The organism is Candidatus Accumulibacter aalborgensis, from assembly GCF_900089955.1.
GTDB classification, from domain to species: Bacteria; Pseudomonadota; Gammaproteobacteria; order Burkholderiales; family Rhodocyclaceae; genus Accumulibacter; species Accumulibacter aalborgensis.
The window spans coordinates 1-23,082 of sequence record NZ_FLQX01000125.1 but is presented as its reverse complement, the minus strand read 5'-3'; the positions used below and the strand labels follow the sequence as shown (position 1 = coordinate 23,082).

General features: G+C 64.3%; 7 protein-coding genes. 5 read left to right on the top strand and 2 right to left on the bottom strand.

The annotated features are described in order from the left end of the window. Positions 1 to 9: 9 nt before the first annotated feature. On the top strand, positions 10 to 2,625 hold the full coding sequence (locus ACCAA_RS13655) for an extracellular catalytic domain type 1 short-chain-length polyhydroxyalkanoate depolymerase (RefSeq protein ID WP_245754577.1): 2,616 nt from the start codon (positions 10 to 12) through the stop codon (positions 2,623 to 2,625). A 108-nt stretch (positions 2,626 to 2,733) separates the two neighbouring features. Here ACCAA_RS13655 and ACCAA_RS13650 read toward each other — a convergent pair whose 3' ends face one another. Then, positions 2,734 to 3,510, bottom strand: coding sequence for an enoyl-CoA hydratase (locus ACCAA_RS13650; protein WP_186407800.1), 777 nt, complete (start codon positions 3,508 to 3,510; stop codon positions 2,734 to 2,736). Between the two features lie 209 nt (positions 3,511 to 3,719). Continuing rightward, positions 3,720 to 5,195, bottom strand: a complete 1,476-nt coding sequence (locus tag ACCAA_RS13645; protein ID WP_186407799.1) for a metal transporter — start codon at positions 5,193 to 5,195, stop codon at positions 3,720 to 3,722. A 462-nt stretch (positions 5,196 to 5,657) separates the two neighbouring features. Here ACCAA_RS13645 and ACCAA_RS13640 point away from each other — a divergent pair, with 462 nt between their 5' ends. The 4 genes from ACCAA_RS13640 (at position 5,658) to ACCAA_RS13625 (ending at position 22,615) form a co-directional block, all read left to right on the top strand. Continuing rightward, complete coding sequence (locus tag ACCAA_RS13640; RefSeq protein ID WP_186407798.1) at positions 5,658 to 7,202, top strand: class I adenylate-forming enzyme family protein; 1,545 nt, start codon at positions 5,658 to 5,660, stop codon at positions 7,200 to 7,202. Positions 7,203 to 7,256: 54 nt separating this feature from the next. After that, positions 7,257 to 7,523 (top strand): antitoxin, encoded by a 267-nt coding sequence (locus ACCAA_RS13635; protein WP_186407797.1) that lies wholly within the window; start codon positions 7,257 to 7,259, stop codon positions 7,521 to 7,523. Further along, on the top strand, positions 7,520 to 7,927 hold the full coding sequence (locus tag ACCAA_RS13630; RefSeq protein WP_186407796.1) for a type II toxin-antitoxin system VapC family toxin: 408 nt from the start codon (positions 7,520 to 7,522) through the stop codon (positions 7,925 to 7,927). Before ACCAA_RS13635 ends, ACCAA_RS13630 begins: the two co-directional genes overlap by 4 nt. A 540-nt stretch (positions 7,928 to 8,467) precedes the next feature. Further along, positions 8,468 to 22,615: a PKD domain-containing protein gene (locus tag ACCAA_RS13625; protein ID WP_186407795.1), complete on the top strand. Its 14,148-nt coding sequence runs from the start codon at positions 8,468 to 8,470 to the stop codon at positions 22,613 to 22,615. Positions 22,616 to 23,082: the final 467 nt, after the last annotated feature.

Here is a 23,082-nt window from a genome sequence, read left to right as displayed (position 1 = left end):
CGTTGCTGCATGGTAAATCGACTTGCACGCTACGAGTTCAGTGAACGCCTCGCCGACATCCTTGGGGAGTCGCGCCGCGATCTGCGTTTTCGAGTCACCCTGATGGTCACCGGCGGGCTGGTGGCTCCTGGTCCGCGGGGCAGGGGGTCACCACTGGCGACGCCGCAGTATGCGGCCGATCTCTTGATCGGAGCGATGGCCGCGCCACAACAGTCGCAGACGCTCGAAGCGATTCGCTGTTATGCCGACCTGCAGCCTGTCGCTGTCGCTCCGGGTGGCAATACGCCGCGCGTTATCTTTGGTCCGGCGCTGGCGCGCACGGACAGCGAGCCTGCGCCGGCAGCGCCGGTAGCGACCATCAGCCTCGACGGACTGCGCTTCGGCGAGGCGCTGGCCGGCTTGCTCGAACTGGCCTGCGCCGACGAGACGCGGGCCATCGTCGCCGGCGAACTCTTTGGCGTCTGGATCAACCGCGGTTGTCCGGTCGCCTCGCTGCAGTTCAGCTCCTGGTGGCAGGGCCGCCGGGCGGTCGTCAGTCACACCTATGGCTTGGCCGCGGACGCCGCTCCGCCGGCCTGGCTCGATCCTCAACGTGGTGGATTGGTCGATCCAGGCCTGTTCCACAGCGTCTTTCTGCCGGTCCGAAAATTCATCGAGATCGGTCTGCTTACCACCTCGTCCGATGACAGGAGTAATCCAATGTTCAACAAACTGGGCCACAAAGTGGCCGCCATTGCCAAGATGGCCAAACTCGCTGCCAAGACGCCGCACGGCGGTCGCTGGGAAAAACTCCTGTCGACGCTGGCGACGGTGCAAGCCTGGTCCGACCAGGTCGACTCGCAAGAGCACCGTTTGCTCGAAGTCAGCGGTTTTGGCTCCAACCCCGGCGAATTGCGCATGTTTACCTATCTTCCCGATCGCTTGCCGGCCGACGCGCCGCTGGTCGTCGTGCTGCATGGCTGCACGCAGAGCGCCGGTTCTTACAACAAGGGATCGGGCTGGTCGACGCTGGCCGACCGGCATGGCTTCGCGCTCCTTTTTCCGCAACAGCAATGGAACAACAACCCGCTGTGCTGCTTCAACTGGTTCCGGCCGGAAGACAACGAGCGCGCCAGAGGTGAGCCGCAGTCGATCACGCAGATGGTCGACCAGATGGTGCGCGACCACGGTATCGATCGCCGCCAGGTCTATGTCACGGGGACTTCGTCGGGTGGGGCGATGACCACGGTGCTGCTGGCCACGTATCCCGAGGTGTTTGCCGGTGGCGCGGTGATTGCCGGTGTTCCCTACCGTACGGCCAGGGGCCTGCAGGAGGGGCTGGAGAGCATCTTCCAGGGCCGCTGTCGTTCGGGCAACGAGTGGGGCGACCTGGTCAGGGCAGCGTCCGCGCATCAGGGGCCGTGGCCCAGGGTCTCCATCTGGCACGGCGACGCCGATACGGCGGTCAAACCGATCAACGCCGAAGAGATCATCAAGCAATGGACCGACGTGCACGGCATCGGCGTGCAGCCGACGGTCGAGATGACCGTCGCCGGCTACCCGCGGCGCGTCTGGCAAGGGCCGAACGGCGAGGAACTGATCGAGTCGTACACGATCACCGGCATGTCGCACGGCGCCGCCCTCGACCCTGGCAGCGAGCCGCACCAGTGTGGTACTGCAGCACCCTTCTTCAATGCGGTCGGCATCTCGTCGACACACCGCATCGCCGACTTCTGGGGCTTGCTGGCCGAGCGTCCAGCGCAGGCGAAAGCGCCTGCGAGCGGCGATGCGCAGGCCGCCGAATCGGCCCGCTCATCGGCCCACCAATCGGCTCGACCGGCGGCTGCCGAGGCGGCCTCTGCCGCAAGGCCGACCGACAGCGTTGCGCGTGACGAGCCGGCGCGCGACAGCGGCCAGGCGGGCGGATCCGCTGGCGACGATCGGCGCGGCGGCGCCAACCGTCCTTTTGGCCTCGACGTGCACGGCATCATCACGGCCTCGCTCGAGGCGGCGGGTCTCCTCAAGGGCGGTGCGACGCGCCGGTCGAACAGTTCGGCGCCGCTGGGAATCGACGTTCCGGGAATCATTTCGACGGCGCTGGAGGCGGCCGGTGTGCTCAAGGGTATCTCGCAGCGGTCGGCGGCAGCGCGGGCCGCAGGTTCCACGCAAGAGGAGGCCGCGCTGAAGATGTCCGGCTGGGACGGCGCCGGCTGGGAACTGCTGCATAACGACCCGCGCGCTTTTCGCGGTGGCTCGATGCTCTACGGGCAGGTGTCTTCCGGTGACGGCGGAACCGTCGGGCCGCGAGCGCAGTCAAGCTCGCGGCGTATCAAGCTCGGTTCGCAGCCCGAGTTGAGCTACGTCCGCCGACTCGATCTAAACGCGGCGGTCAACGACTACACCAGCGCGAGTTTCAGGGTTCTGGTCGACGGCGTCGTAGTCGATGAAGTGACGGCCATCGGCATGGTCCATCAGGAAACCGAGTGGCTGCGCCCAGCGCCGATCGACCTGACGCGTTTTGCCAACCGGACGGTGACCCTGACGCTTGAAGTGGCCGCCTGCTCGAACATCTACAGCACGGTTCATGCCAAGGCGTGGGTGGACCAGGTCACGATACAGAATGCAGTAGACCTGGCCCATTGCTGACCGTAGGCCCCTCCGGTTTGAGCCCCATGCCGTCAAGGCGATGCCGGTAATCGGAGGGGGCTGGCCATGAAAGTCGCGGGAGCGACTTTCATGGCCGTCTCGGCTGTTTCAGCGGTTGGTAAACGAGGCCTTGCGTTTTTCGACGAAAGCCGCCATGCCTTCCTTCTGGTCGTCGAGCGCGAAAGCCGAATGGAATGCGCGGCGTTCGAAGAGCAGCCCTTCCGACAGCGAGCTTTCATACGAACGATTGATGCATTCCTTGATCATCATCACCACCGGCAGCGAGAAGCCGGCGATGCGCGTGGCGGTCGACATCGCTTCTTCGAGGAGCTTGTCGGCCGGCACGACGCGCGAGACCAGGCCGGAACGTTCGGCTTCGACGGCGTCGATGTTGCGCGAGGCAAGGCACATTTCCATCGCCTTGGCCTTCGAAATCGCACGCGGCAGGCGCTGCGTGCCACCGGCGCCGGGAATGATTCCGAGGCGGACTTCGGGTTGGCCGAACTGCGCGTTGTCGGCGGCCAGGATGATGTCGCACATCATCGCCAGTTCGCAACCGCCGCCCAGGGCGTAGCCGGCGACGGCGGCAATGACCGGCTTGCGGCAGTTTTTGACGCCTTCCCAGTTACGCGTGATGAAGTCGCCCTTGTACGCCTCCATATAGGTCAGTGACTGCATCACCGTGATGTCGGCGCCGGCCGCGAAAGCCTTCTCCGAGCCGGTGATGACGATTGCCCCGATGTTCTCGTCGGCCTCGAAGTCGGCCAGTGCGCTGCCCATTTCGTTCATCAGGTCATCGTTGAGGGCATTGAGTTGCTTCGGGCGGTTGAGAGTGATCAGGCCGACTTTTCCGCGTACTTCGGCGATGATGTTGTCGTAACTCATAAAGGAAATCTCCGGAGTCAGATGGGATGGATGTGGAATTTTGGACGGGATTTGGCGCCGCTTGCGCCGGTGCATCCTGGTCATCAAGGAGAAGCGCCGGCCTGAACAGAAAGCGTCCAGCCGGCGCGTCACCTGGCTCCCAACCGGGATGAACCAGGATGCGGCCCTTAACGGTACAGCGAAGCCAGTGCCCGAGTGACCGCTAGTGGTCAGGCGGTCTTGGAAATGTCCATCTGGAACTTGACCGGCCCGCGCGAAGCATTGCCATTGGCGTCGGTGAAGTTGCCGGTGACTGGTGCTTTCTTGCCGTAGGGGCTGGTCAGGATGGCGACGTGACCGCCGAAGAAGGCGACCGATTCGAGACCGTTCCAACCTTCGAGGAACTTGTTGCCGGCGGTGGCGCACGGCGGCGTGACCAGGTCATCCTTGATCGCATAGTTCTGGTACCACGGGACGTTGAGAGCGATCAGGTCCTTGATGTTCAGCGGCTGGTCGAACAGTTTCACCGGCAGCGTGCCGTCATCGGCGATCGGGTCCTGGAAGGTGTGCGAACTCATGTTGGCGATCGCCAGCGGCAGGTGCACACGTTCCTTGAGCAGCCAGCGGAAGAGCGCCGCCGGCGTCTTGCCCGGATTCATGTCGGTCGCCCGTTGCAGCGAAATCTGATCGAGCACCTTGACCAGCGGGGTTTCCCGGTCGATGGCGACAAAACGCATTCCCAGGCTCAGCAGGTAGCCGTTGGCAACCTTGTTGCCGCTGGGCAGAGTGGTGGTGACGAAGTCGTGGTGCATCGTCGGCATGCCGCTGATGGCTTCACTGTAGGTGCCGTCAACCGGCGTCACGTTGGTGATCAGCGCGTCGCAGACGTCCTTCAGCTTGCCCGACAGGATGTTCATCAGCGAGATGTAACCGCCCTGGCAGGTGCCGTTCAGGGTGACTTTCTTGCCGTCGTTGAGTTCCATGACCTTGGCGCAGAGCTGGCGCGTCTGCTCGCAGTCGTCTTCCGGAGTCATCATCTGGACCTTGTCGTTGGTCATGATGTCCTTGACGACGCGGACGTAGGTCGGAATTCCCTCGTTGGCGAACGAGTGGCTGTAGCTCTTGTTCTCGTACGGCAGGAAGGCCAGGATGTGCACCCCGAGCATGTACGGCGGGACGAGGATGACCGGCTTCAGATGCTCATTGACCTTGACGCCCTCCTTGATCGGCAGCACCTGGTAAAGCTCGAAGGAGTCGGTTTCGTGCACCAGCTTGTAGGCGGAAGTGTCGAAATGGAAGCCGAACTCGTCGCCGATGGCTTCGATCTGCTCATGGAAGTTCGAAACCGCTTCCATGATTTGGGCTTCGCGCTTCATGTAGCCGCCCAGCTTCTCGCCATCGGACTTGAGGACCGTGTTCAGGAAAGCGCGCGTTCCTTCTTCCATCTGGTCGAAAGCGTAGTCGGCCATCTTGCCCTGCGCGCCGGCCATTCCCTTGCGCGCCATTCCCACGCTATGCTCGGCGACCTCGAAGGCTTCCATCACGCTCATCGGATTATCGCGCGCCGCGGTCATCGCGATTTGCGCGGCAATGAACAGATTGTCGTTGAACTCAGTGACTTCGCGGTTCGAAGCGCGCATCATGGCCATCGTATAGCGCATCCAACTGGTCGTGAAATCAGGCATTTCTCTTAGCAGTGCAAACATTTTCCAACCTCCAACAATTAACGTCAGTCAAAACAGGTCAGCCCGCCGGGGCGACCCACGATTACCTTGGCCATGCCTGAATGCATCCCACGCGATTGATCGCGAACACACTGCCGGCCAGAACTGCCGATTCAGGGGAGCTGGCAGGCCTTTCGCTTTCCCGGTCCTGGCGAGCACACCGCCCGAGAGAAGCTCTCGATCGAGCACTATTCTGCACCGCACAATGCATTCTACTCTTCTGTGTCGGATTTGTTGACCCCGCTCTGCGGTTCGCAAGAGATTATTTGCCAGGCCGACGCAAGGGACGATTAACGTTTGTTAAACGGACTTCAGAAAGCGATCCGGCGGCAGTGAAGGGACTTTTCGCAGGAGCTTCCCCAGCGCCTTGCCCCGCAACGGAAACTTGAGTTATATACTATTGCTTTGTTGCGCTGCGATAGAAATTCTGGAAGGGAGAACAAGATGCTGCAACTTGCGACGCTGATCAAGCACCACGCGACGTTTCGGCCGGATCATCCGGCGGTCGTTTTCGAGCAGGAACGCCTCACCTGGCGGCAGTTCGAAGCGCGCGTCAGCCAATGCGCCCGCCTGCTGAGTTCCCTCGGCGTGCGCCAGGGCGACCGGGTGGCAACCGTGTTGACCAATTGCCGCGAACTGCTCGAGGTGTACTGGGCGGTGCCCTCAATCGGTGCCGTGCTGGTGCCGCTGAGCCCGCTGCTGATGGCTTCCGGGCTGGCCAGTCTCTTGCGTGACTCGGGTGCCGTCTGTCTGATCACCCAGCGCTCGATGGCGGCATTGGTCGATCAGGTGCGCGATGAACTGCCCGCGTTGTCGGCCGACCGTGTGCTGATGGTCGATGGCGCGATCGGTGCCTACCCCGACTACGCGGCCTTGCTCAACAATTGTCCCGCGGGCCAGGCCGACCCGGTCACGGTGTGCCAGGACGAACTGTTCAACATCATGTACACCAGCGGCACCACCGGCCTGCCCAAGGGGATCATGCACAGTCATTTCGTTCGTTCGATGTACTGCACGCTGTTTGCCTCGGCCTGGCGGATGACCCCGGAGTCGGTCGTCCTGCACACCGGCGCGATCGTTTTCAACGGCGCTTTCGTCACCCTGATGCCCTGCTTCTACCTCGGCGCGCGCTACATCCTGCAGCGTCAGTTCGATCCCGAAGAGGCGATCGAAATCATCGGCCGCGAGCGCGTCACACACACCATGATGGTGCCGGCGCAGATCATCGCCCTGCTCGAATCGCCGAGCTTCTCGCCCGACAAGCTCGCTTCGCTGGAAATGATTCTCTCGCTCGGTGCGCCTCTCTACCAGGAGCACAAGGACCTCCTCAATCGCCATCTGCCCAACCGCTTTTACGAACTGTACGGGCTCACCGAAGGTTTCTGGACCATTCTCGACAAGACGCAGTCGGTGCGCAAGGCGGGTTCGGTCGGTTCGCCACCTTGCTTCTACCAGATGCGCATCGTCCGTGAAGACGGCAGCGACGCTCCACCTGGAGAAGTCGGCGAGATCGTCGGTCGTGGGCCGTCGCTGATGCTCGGCTACTACGGCCGGCCCGACCTGACCGAACAGGCGATCCGCGACGGCTGGCTGTTCACCGGCGACCTTGGCTATGCCGACAGCGAGGGCTACCTCTACCTGGTCGACCGCAAGAAGGACATGATCGACAGCGGCGGCGTGAAAGTCTACCCGCGCGACATCGAAGAAGTCGCCGTGCGTCATCCGGCGGTGAGTGAAGTAGCCGTTTTCGGCGTCGCGCACGAAAAATGGGGCGAAACGCCGGTGGCCGCGGTGGTCCTGCAAGCCAATGCGTCGGTCGACGCCGAGGAACTGCGCGACTGGATCAACGAGCGCGTCGGCGCGCGTTACCAACGCCTGCACGCGGTGCAGATCGTGGCCGACTTTCCCCGCAACGCGGCCGGCAAGACGATGAAGCGCACGATGCGCGACGCTTATCCATCGTCAATGCCCGCCGAGCCGCACGCTTGACCTGCTTCTGCTCATAACGCAAAATACACACATCAACATACACACAAGTCCGCCATGGCACCCGTTACCACTCGCGTCTTCATGAACGGCAACAGCCAGGCTGTTCGCATCCCACAGGAGTTTCGGCTACACGCCAGTCGGGTGCAGATCGAGCGCACGGCGCAAGGTGATCTGTTGATCAGGCCGCTGCCGGCGGATCGTGGCCTTGCCTTGCTCCAGGCCTTGCAGGCTTTCGACGACGAGGTATCGGCCGAATGGTTGTCGCAGCTCGTCGCGGACCGCAGCGAGCAAGCTCCAGCGCAGGAGCGCGACCCGCTGTGAAGTACATGCTCGACACCAATACGCTGATCTACTTCGTCAAGAACAAGCCGCCATCCGTCGTCGAGCGCATCAATCGGTTGCGCGATGAAGACGAGTTATGCATGTCGTTCGTCACATACGCCGAGCTGTTGAAGGGTGCCGAAGCCAGCACGAGAAAGGGCGCTGTCCTCGGACGACTCGACGGCCTGGTCCGGCAGGTTCCGGTGGCATACCCCTCCGGTCCAGAGTTATGCCGGCACTACGCCGTTCACGCCGCGCGGCTGAAGGCGCTGGGCAGGCCGATCGGTGGTAACGACTTGTGGATCGCGAGCCACGCTCTCGCGGAACGGGCGACACTCGTCACCCACAATTGGGATGAGTTCCAGCGCATCGACGGCCTGGCGCTCGAGAACTGGGTGGCGTAGGCGCACGGGGATCGCGGTCATGCGCAGTTTGATCCTCGAAGTTCACAAGCCACATTGCAGCCCAAGACAGCAGACAGAGACTGCAGACAGTGTCGGGTCCAACACTCCAACATTCCTTAGGAGGCGTACGCCCGCCACCAACGTGAGCGGAAGGAACTCACCGCGACGTGTGGGCTTCAGGGCTGGAACTCGCGTAGTACCTCCGGGTGGGAGAAGGCGACTCGTAACAGTGTCTTTGCTGCCCGTCTTGAGCGAGGTTTCCAATCTGTGGTGTTGACATGGGCGATCAAATCCACTAGGGTAACGCGGCCAAAGAGTTCCAGACAGTACCTGACCCGTCGCGCGAACCGCTCTCGGCGCCTGCCGCCAGCATCGTCTACCAGACGGTCCAGCAGATCAGCAAGGCAAGCCGCCCACCTCCTGCGGGCGCAGCAGGCAGCACAGACTGCCGAGCAAGAATACTGAACGCCAGACGAGGGACCTGGCCTTGAGTTGAGGCGCTTTTGAGAGCCTCCAACGCTCGCCGAGGGGAAGGGGTCGATGTTTCGAAGCGCGAAACATTGGGTGTGGCTGATCCTGTGCTGGCTGGTTCTCGCCGGCCAGGTGTGGGCGATGCCGTGCGACGTCGATAACGACGGCGACATCGACCTCGACGACCTCAACCTCATCCAGAAAGCGATCCTCGCCCGCGCCAAAGTCAGCGGCGCGAACGACCCGCGCGACGCCGACGGCAACGGCGTCATCAACTCGATCGACGGCCGTCTGTGCGCGTTGCGCTGTACGCGCGCCAAGTGCAGCACGGTCAACCAGGCCCCCTTCGCCAACGCCGGCCCCGACCAGAGCGTCAAGGTCGGCGACCTCGTCGTGCTCAGCGGCGCCGCCTCGTCCGACCCGGACGGCGACGCACTGCGCTACACTTGGACGTTCAACAACCGTCCGCTCGGCAGCCTCGCCAGCCTGATCGAAGCCGCCACCGTCGCGCCGCGTTTCACCGCCGACCGACCAGGGCAGTACCTGATCCAGCTCATCGTCAGCGACGGTAAACTCAGCAGCGTTCCCGACACGGTCGTCATCAGCACCGAGAACAGCCGCCCGATCGCCAACGCCGGCCCCGACCAGAGCGTTCGCGTCGGCACGCTGGTCATGCTCAACGGCGGCCGTTCGACCGACGTCGACGGCGACCCGCTGACCTACACCTGGCGCCTCGCCAGCGTCCCGCCCGGCAGTGGCGCGACGCTTGGCAACCCGGACAGCGTCAATCCGACGCTGCTGATCGACCAGCCCGGCAGCTACCTGATCGCGCTGACCGTCAGCGACGGCAAACTCGTCAGCCTGCCGGCCACGGTCGCCGTGACCACCGAGAACTCGCCGCCGGTCGCCAACCCCGGACCCAACCAGTCTATCCCGCTCGGCGCCGTGATCACCCTCGACGGCAGCCGCTCCAGCGACGTCGACGGCGACCCCTTGACCTTCCGCTGGTCGCTGCTCGCCCGCCCGTCCGGCAGCGCAGCCGTGCTCAGCAACGCCAACAGCGTCCACCCCGGCTTCACCGCCGATCTGCCTGGCACCTACGTCGCGCAGTTGATGGTCAACGACGGCACGGCAGACAGCGCTCCGGCCAGTGTCACGTTGACCACTGCCAACGCGGCACCGATGGCCGACGCCGGCCCCGATCAGACCGTTCCACTCGGCAGCCTGGTCACCCTCGACGGCAGCGCCTCGCGCGACCCTGAAGGCGCTGTCCTCACCCTGACCTGGTCGCTGATCGGCAAACCGCCCGGCAGCAGCGCCAGCCTCACCGGCAGCAACACGTTCAATCCCGCCTTCACCGCCGACCGGCCCGGCAACTACATTGCCCAACTGATCGTCAGTGACGGCCAGCTCGCCAGTGCGCCCGACACGGTCACCATCTCGACCGCCAACTCGCGGCCGGTGGCCGATGCCGGCACGCCGCAGAGTGTCGCTGCGGGTGTCCCCGTCTCGCTCGACGGCAGCGCCTCGCGCGATGCCGACGGCGACGCGCTGACTTTCGCCTGGTCGCTGACCACGCTGCCGCCCGGCAGCCACGCGGTCATGACCGGCGCCGACCTCGTCAATCCGGGCTTCGTTCCCGATCTGCCCGGCACCTACATCGCCCAGCTCATCGTCAGCGACGGTCAACTCAGCAGTCTGCCGGTCACCGTCGTGATCAGCGTCAGCGCGGCGAATCGCAAGCCGGTGGCGGTCGCCGAAGCGATTCCGACGAAAACCACGGTGGGCAGCAGCGTGGTGCTCAGGGGAACGGCCTCGTCGGATCCTGACGGCGATCCGCTGACCTGGTCGTGGAGCATCGCCTTGCGCCCCGGCGGCAGCAACGCCAGCATCGTCAGCCCGACCGCCGCACAGACTTCGTTTGTGCCGGACGTACCGGGCGTCTATACGATTCAACTGATCGTTCGCGACGGCAAGATCGACAGCGTTCCGGCACTGGTCGTGGTGGAGGCGTTGGCGGCCAACCATCCGCCGGTGATCACCAGCACGGCGCTGACTACCGCTACCATCGGGCAGCCCTACAGCTACCCGGTCGTCGCCAGCGATCCCGATGTCGGCGACGTGCTGACCTGGTCGCTCGTCACCGCTCCGAGCGGGATGAGCATCGATGCGGCCAGCGGCCTCATAACTTGGACGCCGAGCGAAGCACAGGTGGCTTCGCAGGCGGTGTCGGTGCGGGTAACCGACCAGGGTGGGCTGCCAGCGACGCAGGATTTCACGATCCTCGTCGCGCAGCCAAACCATCCGCCGCTCATTACCTTCGCCGGCTTCGCGCCGCAGTGGACGCAGCTTGTGCCCACGGGCACGGCTCCTGTTCCCAGATACGCGGGTTCTCTGTACACCTATGATGAAGTCACCGACCGCCTGATCATATTCGGCGGCCAGGACGCAATCACTGTCCAACTGAACGAGGTTTGGGTCCTCAGCCACGCCAGCGGACTGACGGGCACACCAGCGTGGACGAAGCTGGAACCCACAGGATCGGCTCCTTCGCCTCGACCCCACTTCGCGTCCGCTTACGATGCGACCGCCAATCGGCTGATTGTCTATGGAGGATGCACGGGGTTTTGCTCACCGCTTTCAGATGCGTGGGTCCTTACCCATGCCAACGGGCTCGGGGGGCAGCCGGAATGGTTGCCGCTGCCTGCCAGTAATGCCCTTGCCTATGGTGTCGGTGGATACGACCCGATCAGCAACCGGCTGGTGGTATTCGGCGGATCGACTGCGGGAAAGGGATCGGACACCACCGACGTCAAGGTTCTCCTAGACGCCAACGGCATCGGGGATCCGCGCTGGCTGACCCTCAGCCCCGAGGGAGCGCGCCCGCCCGTGCGGGGTCACAGCCAGCCCGGCGTTTATGACCCACTGTCGAACGTGCTGATCGTTTTTGGCGGGCAGTCCACTGCCAGCAGCAGCTACAACTACAACGACGTCTGGGTCCTCAGCAATGCCAACGGCCTGGGTGGCGTCCCGATCTGGACGCAACTGAGCCCCGCGGGTCTTGCCCCGATTCCGCGCGCACACCACACGATGGCTTATGACCCGAACAGCAACCGCCTGATCGTGTTCGGCGGATACGATGGCGTTCAGGATAGCAGGCTCAACGACACCTGGGTTCTGACCCAAGCGAACGGCCAGGGTGGAACGTCGGAGTGGATCAAGCTGACCTCGGGAGCGACGCCGGCAGTGGCCAGTTCGCCGACGGCGGGTTACATGAAGTCATCTAATCGGCTCATCGTGGCACTTGGGATCAGCACCGCGGAGGCCGTTCTGAATGACGTGTGGGTTCTTGCCAACGCCTCGGGTAACTGCACCGCCGGCCAGCCATGCACGTTCAAGGTCACCGCAAGCGATCCGGATATTGGCGATACGCTGCGGCATTCCCTGGATGCGGCACCACCCGGAATGGCCATCGACGCGGCGAGCGGGGCGATTGCCTGGACTCCGGCGATCGCGCAGATCGGCAACCACGCGGTCACCGTACGGGTTACCGACCGGGGCGGGCTTTTCACGACACAGACCTTGACCGCTACTGTGGCGGCGGTAGCGGTGCCGAACGTCGTCGGGCTGGCGCCCGAGTGGGCGGAGTCGTTCATCACTGCGGCGGATCTTTCCGTCGGCACGAAGACCAGTCAGGGTGGGGCGGTGACGCTCAACTTCGATTCCTTACCGAGCAGGCAGGGGTGGAACTTCGATGGGCATACAGGTGGCACCGAGGCGATGTTCTCCGTTGCCGACGGCGTACTGAAACAAAACACCAGCGGTGGGGGCGATGTATTTGCGATGTACGAGCTAAAGGCGGTGGATCCGCGCTTGCCGTTTCAGTTGGCCACCCGGATTCGGGTGCTCGAAGGTCCTTTCGTGGGCGTCGGGCTGTACGCGGAAACGGACAACGAAATTTTTTCGTTTCATCTCAATCCGCACGAAGTACTCATCAATGGGACGAGTTGGACAACCGTGAGTACTCAGGACAACACCGTGTTTCACGACTACCTTCTTGAGAGGCAGGGGAGCGATCGATATAGCCTCCTTGTTGACGGGACGACTCGACTTCAGGACAGATCCCCGATTTCAAGCCCAGGGACGCCGCATGCTCGATTGCTCTTGCTTGGTGATCCGACGATTACCGGTGGCAATGCCCGTGCCGAATACGCACTGTATAAGTTCACTCAACCCCGCGTCGTCGGCCAGAACCCGCCGGCGGGTACGCTGGTTCCGAACAAGACGGCGGTCGATCTCACCATTGTCGATGGCCCGGCCACCGAGACGGTGCCCAACGTCATCGGCCTGTCCCAGGCTGTCGCCGAAGCCGCCATTGTCACCGCCAACCTCAAGCTGGGGGGCGTCACCAGCGCCCCCCACCCGACGATCCCGGCCGGGCAGGTGAGCGACCAGTCGCCGCTGCCGAACATCCACGTACCCAAGGACACACCCGTGGCGATCGTCATGTCGACCGGCCCACCGGCACCCGTCAATGTCGCGCCCGTCATCACCTCGACCCCGCTCACCGCCGCCACTGTTTCCCAGCCGTATGCCTACCAAGTGACGGCGTCCGACGCCAATGTTGGCGACGTGCTCACATTCTCGCTGCCGACTGCCCCGGCAGGGATGACGATCAACGCGACCACTGGCCTTATCGCGTGGACACCGACGCTGGCGCAACTGGGGAGCCACAGCGTCACCGTTCGCGTCACCGACGCCGCTGGCCTGTTTGCCGAGCAAAGCTTCACGATCGCGGCCAGGGTGACCAATGGCGGGCCAGTCGCGGTGGCCGGTCTGCTCAATGCGCCGGGGCTACCGGCCTGCGTGGCGCCACCGGCTGGACTGGTGTCCTGGTATCCGGGTGACGGCAACTCGGCAGACATCGTCGGGCCGAACTCGCCGAACTCAACGATCGGCAATCCACAGTTTGTCGCCGGGAAGGTCGGCCAAGGGATCAAATTCGACGGCAGCACCGCTTTGATCGCACCTGATGATCCGAGCGTCAATTTTGGAAAGAACGACTCCTTCACGATCGATGCCTGGGTGCGCGTCGACGGCCAGGGAGGAGATAACGCTGCCAACTCGGTGGTAGACAAGCTTGGTCCGAGAGTGGACGGGACGCGGGGCGGCTACGTCCTTGACGTTCTCAACCCTCCCTTTAATCCCACTGGCACCTGGTCGTTCCACTTCGGGCTCCTGCAGGACCATGCGGCGAACATTGGCCAAGACGTTTTTGCGAAACCCGTTGCCTACGGAGAGTTCCATTTTGTTGCTGTCACTGTTGATCGGTCCGGCCAGACGGTTTCCATGTACATGGATGGGGTGCTCCAACAACAACTGAGCGTGGAGCATGTTGGCGATCTTCTCACGACTTCCCGGCTGTTCATTGGTCATCAGAATCTGGATTGGCCTGGCTTCAATCCGATGCGCCCATTGAAGGGGGTGCTCGACGAGGCAGAGATCTTCAATCGCGCGCTCTCGCAGGCCGAGATTCAGTCGTTGTACCTCGCCGGCAGCGCCGGCAAGTGCAAGCTGCGCGTCGGCGACACGGTGCGGCTCGACGGTACCCGCTCCAGCGACCCGGACGCGGACGCGCTGGCCTATCGCTGGACGCTGCTAGCCAGACCTGCCGACAGCACGGCCGCGCTGGACAATGCGAACGCAGCCCAGCCCACATTCGTCGCCGACCGGCAGGGAAGCTATCGCCTGCAACTCGTCGTGAACGATGGGGTCACCGACAGCGCGCCGTCAGAAATCTCGATCGCAGTGATGGAGGGCAATCGTCCACCGATCGCGCTGGATGACAATTACCCGGTCAAGTTAGGCCAGACGCTGGCTGTGCCAGCCCCAGGGGTGATGGCCAACGACTACGATCCGGACGGCAATCCACTTGCCGCCGCCAAGCTCAGCGATCCAGCCAACGGCAGCCTGGTTTTCAACAGCGACGGCTCGTTCAACTACACGCCCAACCCCGGCGTTTTCGGCCCCGGCGCGAGCGCCCATGCTCTGATCGGAACGACCTTCATGCCTGGCCAGCCGAAGAGCATCGACATCAACCCGCAGACCAACCGGATCTATGTGACCAACCTCTTCGCCGGCACTTTGGCGGTAATCGACGGCGCCACCGGCAAGGTGATCGCTCTGCCGACAACCAACCACTCGCACATCGAGGAAGTTGCAGCCAACCTGGTCACCAATCGCCTCTATGTCACCGGGACGGCCATCAACAACTACACCTCCAGCAGCGTGCAGTCGAATGAGGTAACGGTCATTGACGGGGCGACGAGCACCCGGATCGCCGCGATTCCCGTCGGCAATCAGCCTGGGCACTTGGCGGTCAACGCCGCGACCAACCGGATCTACGTGGCCAACGTGGCAGGCGGAAGCGTGTCGGTGATCGACGGCACGAGCAATGCGGTGCTTGCGACGGTCCCGGTCGGCCGTGAACCGAGGCAGGTACGGGTCGATGCCAGGACGAACCGGATTTACGCGCTGAGCACGCTGGACAGCAACGTGACCGTGATCGACGGCGCGAGCAATGCAGTGGTCGCCACCGTACCGGTCGGTGCGGGTGCACGATTCATGGCGGTCGACGCCGAGTTCGAGCGGCTCCACGTCGTCAACGGCACCGACAACACGCTGACGGTCATCGATACAACGCTCAACGCAGCGATCGACACGGTCACCGTCGGCAGCGGACCGACAGCCATAGCGCTGCACCCGACGATCGATCGGCTGTATGTCGCCAACGGCACGGGCAACAGCGTCAGCGTGCTCGATCGGCACAGTCGCGCGAATCTCGGTACCCTCCCGGTCGGCACCTCGCCGCAGTCGATCACCGTCAACCCGTTCAGCAACCGCGTCTACGTCGCCAACGCGGGCGACAACACGGTGTCCGTCATCGACCCCGCCACCACAACGGTCAGCGCGACCGTCGGTGTGGGTCGCAACCCACAGATGCTGGCGGTGAATCCGCTCAGTGATCGCCTTTACACGGCTGACGCGGACTCGCACAGCGTGTCGGTGGTCCACGTCGGCGACCGCTTTGCTTACAAGGTCAACGACGGCACGACCGATTCGAACGCCGCGACGGTGACGGTCGTGATCGAGCCGACCAGTATTCCGCCGGTGGCCGCCAGTGATCGCTACACCGCTCAGGCAGGCGTTCTCCTGACGGTCCCAGTGCCGGGTGTACTGGGCAACGATGGCGACGTGGCCGGCAAGGCGTTGAGCGCTGTGCTGATCGCTGGACCTGCCGGCGGTACCCTGGCCCTGAACGCAAATGGGTCGTTCACTTACCTGCCGCGGAACGACTTCGTCGGGATCGATACCTTTACCTACCGTGCGTCCAACGGCGCGGAGCAGTCGAACGTCGCGACGGTGCGAGTCGATGTGACAGGAAATAGAGCGCCGGTGATCACGTCGACGGCGGTCACGTCGGCAATGGCAACACAGCCCTACGCCTACACCGTCACCGCCACCGATCCGAACCCCAGCGACACGCTGACCTTCCTGCTCCCGACCGCCCCAGCGGGAATGAGCATCAACGCCACCACCGGCCTGATCACCTGGACGCCGACCCTCGCGCAAGTCGGCATTCACCCGGTCACCATCCGTGTCACCGACCAGGGCGGCCTCTTCGCCGAACAGGGCTTCACGATTACCGTCACCGCGCCGGGGCCGGGCAACCAGCCGCCGGTCATCACCTCAACTGCGCCGACCGCCGCCACCGCCGGCACGCCCTACACCTACGCCGTCACCGCCACCGACCCGAACCCCAGCGACACGCTGACCTACTCGCTGACCACCGCTCCGGCCGGCATGACCATCGCCGCCACTACCGGCCTGATCCAGTGGACGCCCACCGCTGAGCAGGCTGGCGACCACCCGGTCGAAGTCAAGGTCCAGGACTCCGGCGGACTCTTCGCCACGCAGCCGTTCACTCTGACCGTCAGCGCCACCGCCGTCTGCGTTCCGCCGCCGGCAGGCCTCGTGAGCTGGTGGCCGGGCGACGGCAACACGCTCGACCGCGCCGCGGCCAACGACGGCCTCGCCGAGAACGGGGCGACCTTCGCCGCCGGCCTGGTCGGCCAGGCCTTCCGCTTCGACGGCGTCGACGACGTCATCCGCGTCGCCAGCAGCCGGACGGTCAGCTTCGGCGGCGCGTTCACCGTCGAATTCTGGTTCAACCCGACGACGGCGATCGGCACCAGTACGCCCAACCAGGTGCTGCTGGCCAAGGGGCGGTACCTCGAAGGCAGCTTCAACGCCCCGGTGGCGATTCAGGTGCTGGGCGGCGACGGCCGGCTGCTGGTGCGCATGCCGCCCACCCCGGCGCTGGTCAGCACCACGACCACCTGGCCGGCCGGTACGTGGCAACACGTCGCACTGAGTTGGGACGGTGCGCGCTATCGCCTCTACGTCAACGGCATCGAGGAAGCCGGCCTCGACAACGCCTTCTCGATCATCGACAGCAGCGACCCGATCACGCTCGGCAATGCCGACGGCTTTGCCGCCGCGGGCTTTGCCGGCCTGCTCGACGAACCGACGCTCTACAACCGCGCGCTCACCCCGGCCGAGATCGCCACGCTGCACGCCGCCCGTGACCTGGGTAAATGCACCGCCGGCTACAGCCGTGCCGACGCCGGCGCCGACCAGGCCGTCGAAGTCGGCGCCACCGTCACCCTCGACGGCAGCGCGTCGCGCGCCTTCGACGGCGCCCCGCTCACTTATCAATGGACGCTCACCACCCGCCCGGCCGACAGCGCCGCGCTCCTGGCCAACCCGACGACCGTCAGCCCGACCTTCATCGCCGACAAGGCCGGCAGCTACGCGCTCGAACTGATCGTCAGCAACGCCGGCCGCGCCAGCGCGCCGGACAGCGTCAGCATCACCGCCGCCAGGGTGAACCACGCGCCGACGATCAGCTCGACGCCGATCACCGCCGCCACCGCTGGCAGCGCCTACACCTACCCGGTCGCCGCCAGCGACCCCGACGCCGGCGACACGCTGACCTTCTCGCTTCCCGTCGCTCCCGCCGGGATGAGCATCAACTCTGCCAGCGGCCTGATCCAATGGACCCCGACCACCGGCCAGATCGGCAGCCATAACGTCACCCTCCGCGTCCAGGACCCCGGCGGCCTCTTCGCCCCGCAAAGCTTCGTCATCGTCGTCGTCGCCGCACCGGTGCCGGTCAGCGTTCCCAACGTCGTCGGCCAGGAACAGAGCAGCGCGCAGAGTGCGATCACCGCCGCCGCGCTGACCGTCGGCACGGTCACTCTCGCCGCCAGCGAAACTGTTCCCGCCGGCCGCGTCATCAGCCAGAACCCGACTGCCGGCACCGTCGTCAACAGCGGCAGCGCCGTCGCCCTCGTCGTCTCCAGTGGCCCGGCCGGACCGGCGCTCGCCTCGATCCGCGTCACGCCGATCAAACTCCTGATCCTCACCGGCCAGAGCCAGGCCTTCGTCGCCACGGGAATCCTTGCCAACGGATCCAGCCTGCCGCTGACCAGCGGCCTCACCTGGGCGAGCAGCAACCCGGCAGTGGCCAGCATCGACTCCGCCGGCGTCGTCAGCGCGCTCGCTGAAGGCAGCACGACGATCAGCGTCAGCCAGAGTGGCGTCACCGGCAGTACGACCCTGAACGTCGCGCAGGCGGTCGCCGACGGTACGCTGCCCGTCGCGCAGATCACCTCGCCGGCCGACGGCGCCAGCGTCGCCGCCGCGGTGGCGATCGTCGGTACCGCCAGCGACGCGAATTTCCTCAAGTACGTGATCGAGATCGCGCCGTTCGAGACCGGCGTTTTCAGCACGCTCGCCGTCGGCACAGCGCCGGTGAGCAACGGAACGCTCGCCACGCTAGACCCGACGACGCTGGTCAATGACATCTACGTCGTTCGCCTCACCGTCGTCGACCGCGCCGACAACCGCACGCAGACCGAGATCACGCTCCAGCTCACGCGCGACAAGAAGGTCGGCAACTTCACGCTCGCCTTCCAGGACGTGAACGTCCCGATGGCCGGCATCCCGATCAGCGTCGTGCGCAGCTACGACAGCCGCGACAAGACGAAGGGCGATTTCGGCATCGGCTGGCGGCTCGACGTGCAGAGCCTGCGCCTGCGCGTCGTCGGCGTGCACGGGCAGGGCTGGGAGCAGGTTCGCACGGGCGACACGCTCAACCGCCTGTACACGCTCGTCCCGCGGGGTGTTCACAAGGTCGCCATCACGCTGCCCGACGGCAAGGTCGAAGAGTTCGACCTCGCCCTCTCGCCGACCAGCCAGCGCTTCGTCCCCATCGAAGTGACCGACGCCGTCTATGCGCCGCGCCCGCTCACCCGCGGCAGCCTGCGCGCGCTCGGCGAAACGCGGCTGGTCACCTTCGGCGCCACCGGTCCGCTCGACCTGCTCACCGAATCCGGGCTCGAGGTTTTCAACCCGGAGGAGTTCGAATACACCACTCCCGAAGGCCAGGTCATCGTGCTCAGCCGCAGCGCCGGCGTCAAGCAGATCCGCGACCGCAGCGGCAACACCGTCAGCTTCGCCCCCGGCGGCATCACCCATTCGGCGGGCAAGAGCATCGTCTTCAACCGTGACGCGCAGAACCGCATCACCACCGTCACCGACCCGCAGGGCAACGTCCAGAGCTACGCCTACGACATCAACGGCGACCTCGCCAGCCACACCGACGGCGAAGGCCGGCGCACCAGCTTCCTCTACAACTACGACCACGGCCTGATCGAGATCCAGGACCCGCGCGGCATCCACCCGATCCGCAACGACTACGACGAAGCCGGCCGGCTGATCCGCACCACCGACGCCTACGGCAAGGCGATCACCTACACGCACGACCTCGGCGCCAACCGCGAAGTCATCACCGACCGGCTCGGCAACGCCACCGTCCATGTCTACGACGACCTCGGCAACGTCACGCAGACCGCCGACGCCCTCGGTGGCGTCACCAACCGCAGCTACGACGCGCGCGGCAACACGCTCAGCGAACAGGACCCGCTCGGCCGCACGCGCACCTACACCTACGACGGCCAGGACAACCGACTCACCGAGACCGACGCGCTCGGCAAGACCACCGCCTACTCCTACAACGGCAACCGCCAGGTGCTCACCGTCACCGACGCGCTCGGGCGGACGACGAGCAACGCCTACGATGGCGCCGGCAACCTGACGAGCACCACCGACCCCGCCGGCCAGGTCACGAGCTACACCTACGACGCGCGCGGCCTGCAACTCACGCGCAGCGACCCGCTCGGCAATCTCATGCGCTACGCCTACGACGCCGCCGGCAACCTGATCAGCGAAACCGACGCCCTTGGCCGCGTCACGAACTACACCTACGACGCCAACGGCAACCGCCTGACGCAGACGACCAGCCGCACCACCGCCAGCGGTCTCGAAACGCTGGTCACCACCTTCGCCTACGACAAGGCCAACCACCTCACGCAGACCACCCATCCCGACGGCTCGCTGACCCGCGTCGCCTACAACGCCATCGGCAAGCAGAGCATCACCACCGACGCCCTCGGCCGCGAAACGAAGTTCGACTACGACGACATGGGACGGCTCACCCGCACCACCTATCCCGACGCCAGCAGCGAATCGTCGGTCTACGACGCCGAAGGCCGGCGCACCGGCAGCACCGACCGGGCAGGGCGGACGACCACTTCCACCTACGATGCGCTCGGCCGGCTGACCGCCACCACGTACCCCGACAGCACCGGCAGCAGCACCGCCTACGACGCCGCCGGCCAGGTCCTCACCAGCACCGACGCGCGCGGCAACGCCACCAGCTACGTCTACGACGGCGCCGGCCGCCGCGCGCAGGTCATCGACGCTCTCGGTCAGGCCACCACCTTCAGCTACGACGACCTGGGCAACCAGACGCGCGTCACCGACGCCAACGGCAACGCCGTCGCCTTCACTTACGACGCCAACAACCGCCGCACGCGCACCACCTACGCCGACAGCACATTCGACCAGGTCAGCTATGACGCTCTCGGCCGCCAGACCGCCAAGACCGACCAGGCCGGCAAGACCATCCAGTTCGCCTACGACGCGCTTGGCCGCCTGATCCGCGTCACCGACGCGCTCGGCCAGGTGACCAGCTACAGCTACGACGAACAAGGCAACCAGCTCACCCAGACCGACGGCGAAGGGCGCAGCACGAGCTTTGCCTACGACACGATGGGCCGGCGCACGAAGCGCACGCTGCCGCTCGGCCAGACCGAACAGATGAGCTACGACGCCGACGGCAACCTCAGGACCAAGACCGACTTCAACGGCCGGACGACCAGCTACACCTACGACAGCGTCAATCGCCTGCTCAGGAAGACCCCCGACGCCAGCCTCGGCCAGCCGCCGGTGGTCTTCAGCTACACGCCTTCCGGCCAGCGCGCGAGCATGCAGGACGCCAGCGGCAGCACGACCTACAGCTACGACAACCGCGACCGCCTGCTCAGCAAGACCACTCCGCAGGGAGCGCTCAGCTACAGCTACGACGCCGCCGGCAACCTGACCAGTATCCATTCGAACCACGCCGGCGGCGCGGCGATGGACTATAGCTACGACCAGCGCAACCGCCTCGCCTCGGTCACCGATGCCGAGGGCCGCGTGACGACCTACGGCTACGACGCCGTCGGCAACCTCGCCGGCTTCCTCTACCCGAACGGCGTGCAGACAACCTACACCTACAACCCGCTGAACCGCCTGACCAATGTCACCGGCGCCAGGGGCGCGACGACGATCGCCGGCTACACCTACACCCTCGGCCCGGCGGGCAACCGCACCGCGGTCACCGAAGCGAATGGCCGCCGCGTCGACTACACCTACGACGACCTCTATCGCCTGAAGAGCGAGACGATCAGCGCCGATCCAGCAGGGCCGAATGGCGCCATCGGCTACACCTACGACAAGGTCGGCAATCGCCTCACCCGCATTTCGACAGTCGCCGGCATCACCGACCAGAGCTTCGAGTACGACTTCAACGACCGCCTCGGCGGCGAAGGCTACGACGACAACGGCAACACGCTGACTTCGGGCAGCAAGACCTTCGGCTACGACTTCGAGAACCACCTGACCAGCGCCGACGGCGGCGTGAGCTTCGTCTATAACGGCGACGGGATTCGGGTGGCGAAGAGCGCGGGTGGGGTGACGACAGGCTTCCTGGTCGATGATCGCAACCCGACGGGGTACGCGCAGGTGCTGGAGGAGGTCGTTGGCGGGGCACTGGAGCGGAGTTATACCTATGGCTTGAAGCTTGTCAGTCAGAAGCAGGCGTCAGGGGTGAGTTTTTATGGGTATGACGGGCATGGGAGTGTGAGGTATCTGACGGATGCGAGTGGCGCTGTGACGGATACGTATAGCTATGAGGCGTTTGGGAATGTTGTCTTGAACGTGGGTACGACCAGTAACGGGTACTACTATAGAGCAGAAGCGTTGGACGCAAATGCTTCGGCTTATTATCTTCGAGCTCGATACTATGATCCGGCAACGTCTCGATTCAGAACGACTGATCCGGCGGAGGGCGATAGCTCGGACCCAGCAAGTTTTCATCGGTACCAGTATGCTACGAACGATCCGCAGAGTAATTTGGACCCTAGTGGCACTACAACTTTGGCCGATCTGTCTGTTCGGGATGTCGGCCTACCGTTTGTAGCTTTGGCGGGATGGCAAGCGCCCAGGGGACTCTCGGAGATCTTGAGCAAGACACGCACAGCGACCGAATGCCGCAATTGCCCTACTTCCAGTGGCCCACATCCAAAACTGGAGTCACGAGCTCCGATTGGAGGCCCGCCGAATATAACCATAGTCCTCAGCGTTGGTGGGCCTGAGACTGGGGGTGGAACGGATCCCGAGTGTCACGTCAATCTTACTGCCCAATCCGAACCTGACAACGGTGGCTACCTTAACACGAACTACCATGTGGCATTTCCCTTCGGGAGCTACTACAAGGCGACGCCGCAAGGAAAACAAGGTACAAGCGAAGAGATCTTCTTTGGAAGCAGCGCCATAACAGTGACTGAGACGATTAGTTGGTTGGTTGTCGATCAATTTGTGCGAAAGACTTATCGGCCGAAATCGCAAGATAAAGCGCGTTTACGTTTGCAGCAGGTGCTATCAATAGCCGCCTTGCCCAGAATAAACGCCCTAAAGGATTACTGGTAGCAAGGGGTCGCACACATGCGGCAGATCCGCATGCGCAGATCCGGGGACAGACCGTTCGCCGTGATCGGCGGTATATCCAGCGGGTTAAAGTCCCGTGAAAGGAGTTGTCCGTACGCCTTTTTAGCACTGGGAAGCGGCGTCCGAGTAATCGGGGGTCGTAAGTTTCCCAAGGGCAAAGCAGCAGGCCGCAACGCAAGTGAACCTAGACGTAGCCTCGTAACACGAATGGAGAAGCCGACCCTCTCGTCTGAAGGGGAAGGCCGTTGGATGAGCGCTGGAATAACGGAAGTGGCGCGCATCGACTCCCGGGGTATCAGGGGTGGCATGTTGTGGAGGATAGACCGTGCAGCACGGGAGACCCGTTGCGGTAGTGGGGAGGCCACTGACTGACGCGTATAAGGAAACGTGTCCTTTCGGCAATGCTGCGTGAAATCCCAGCGCTGGCCTGGTACCTTGGTAGGCCCGTA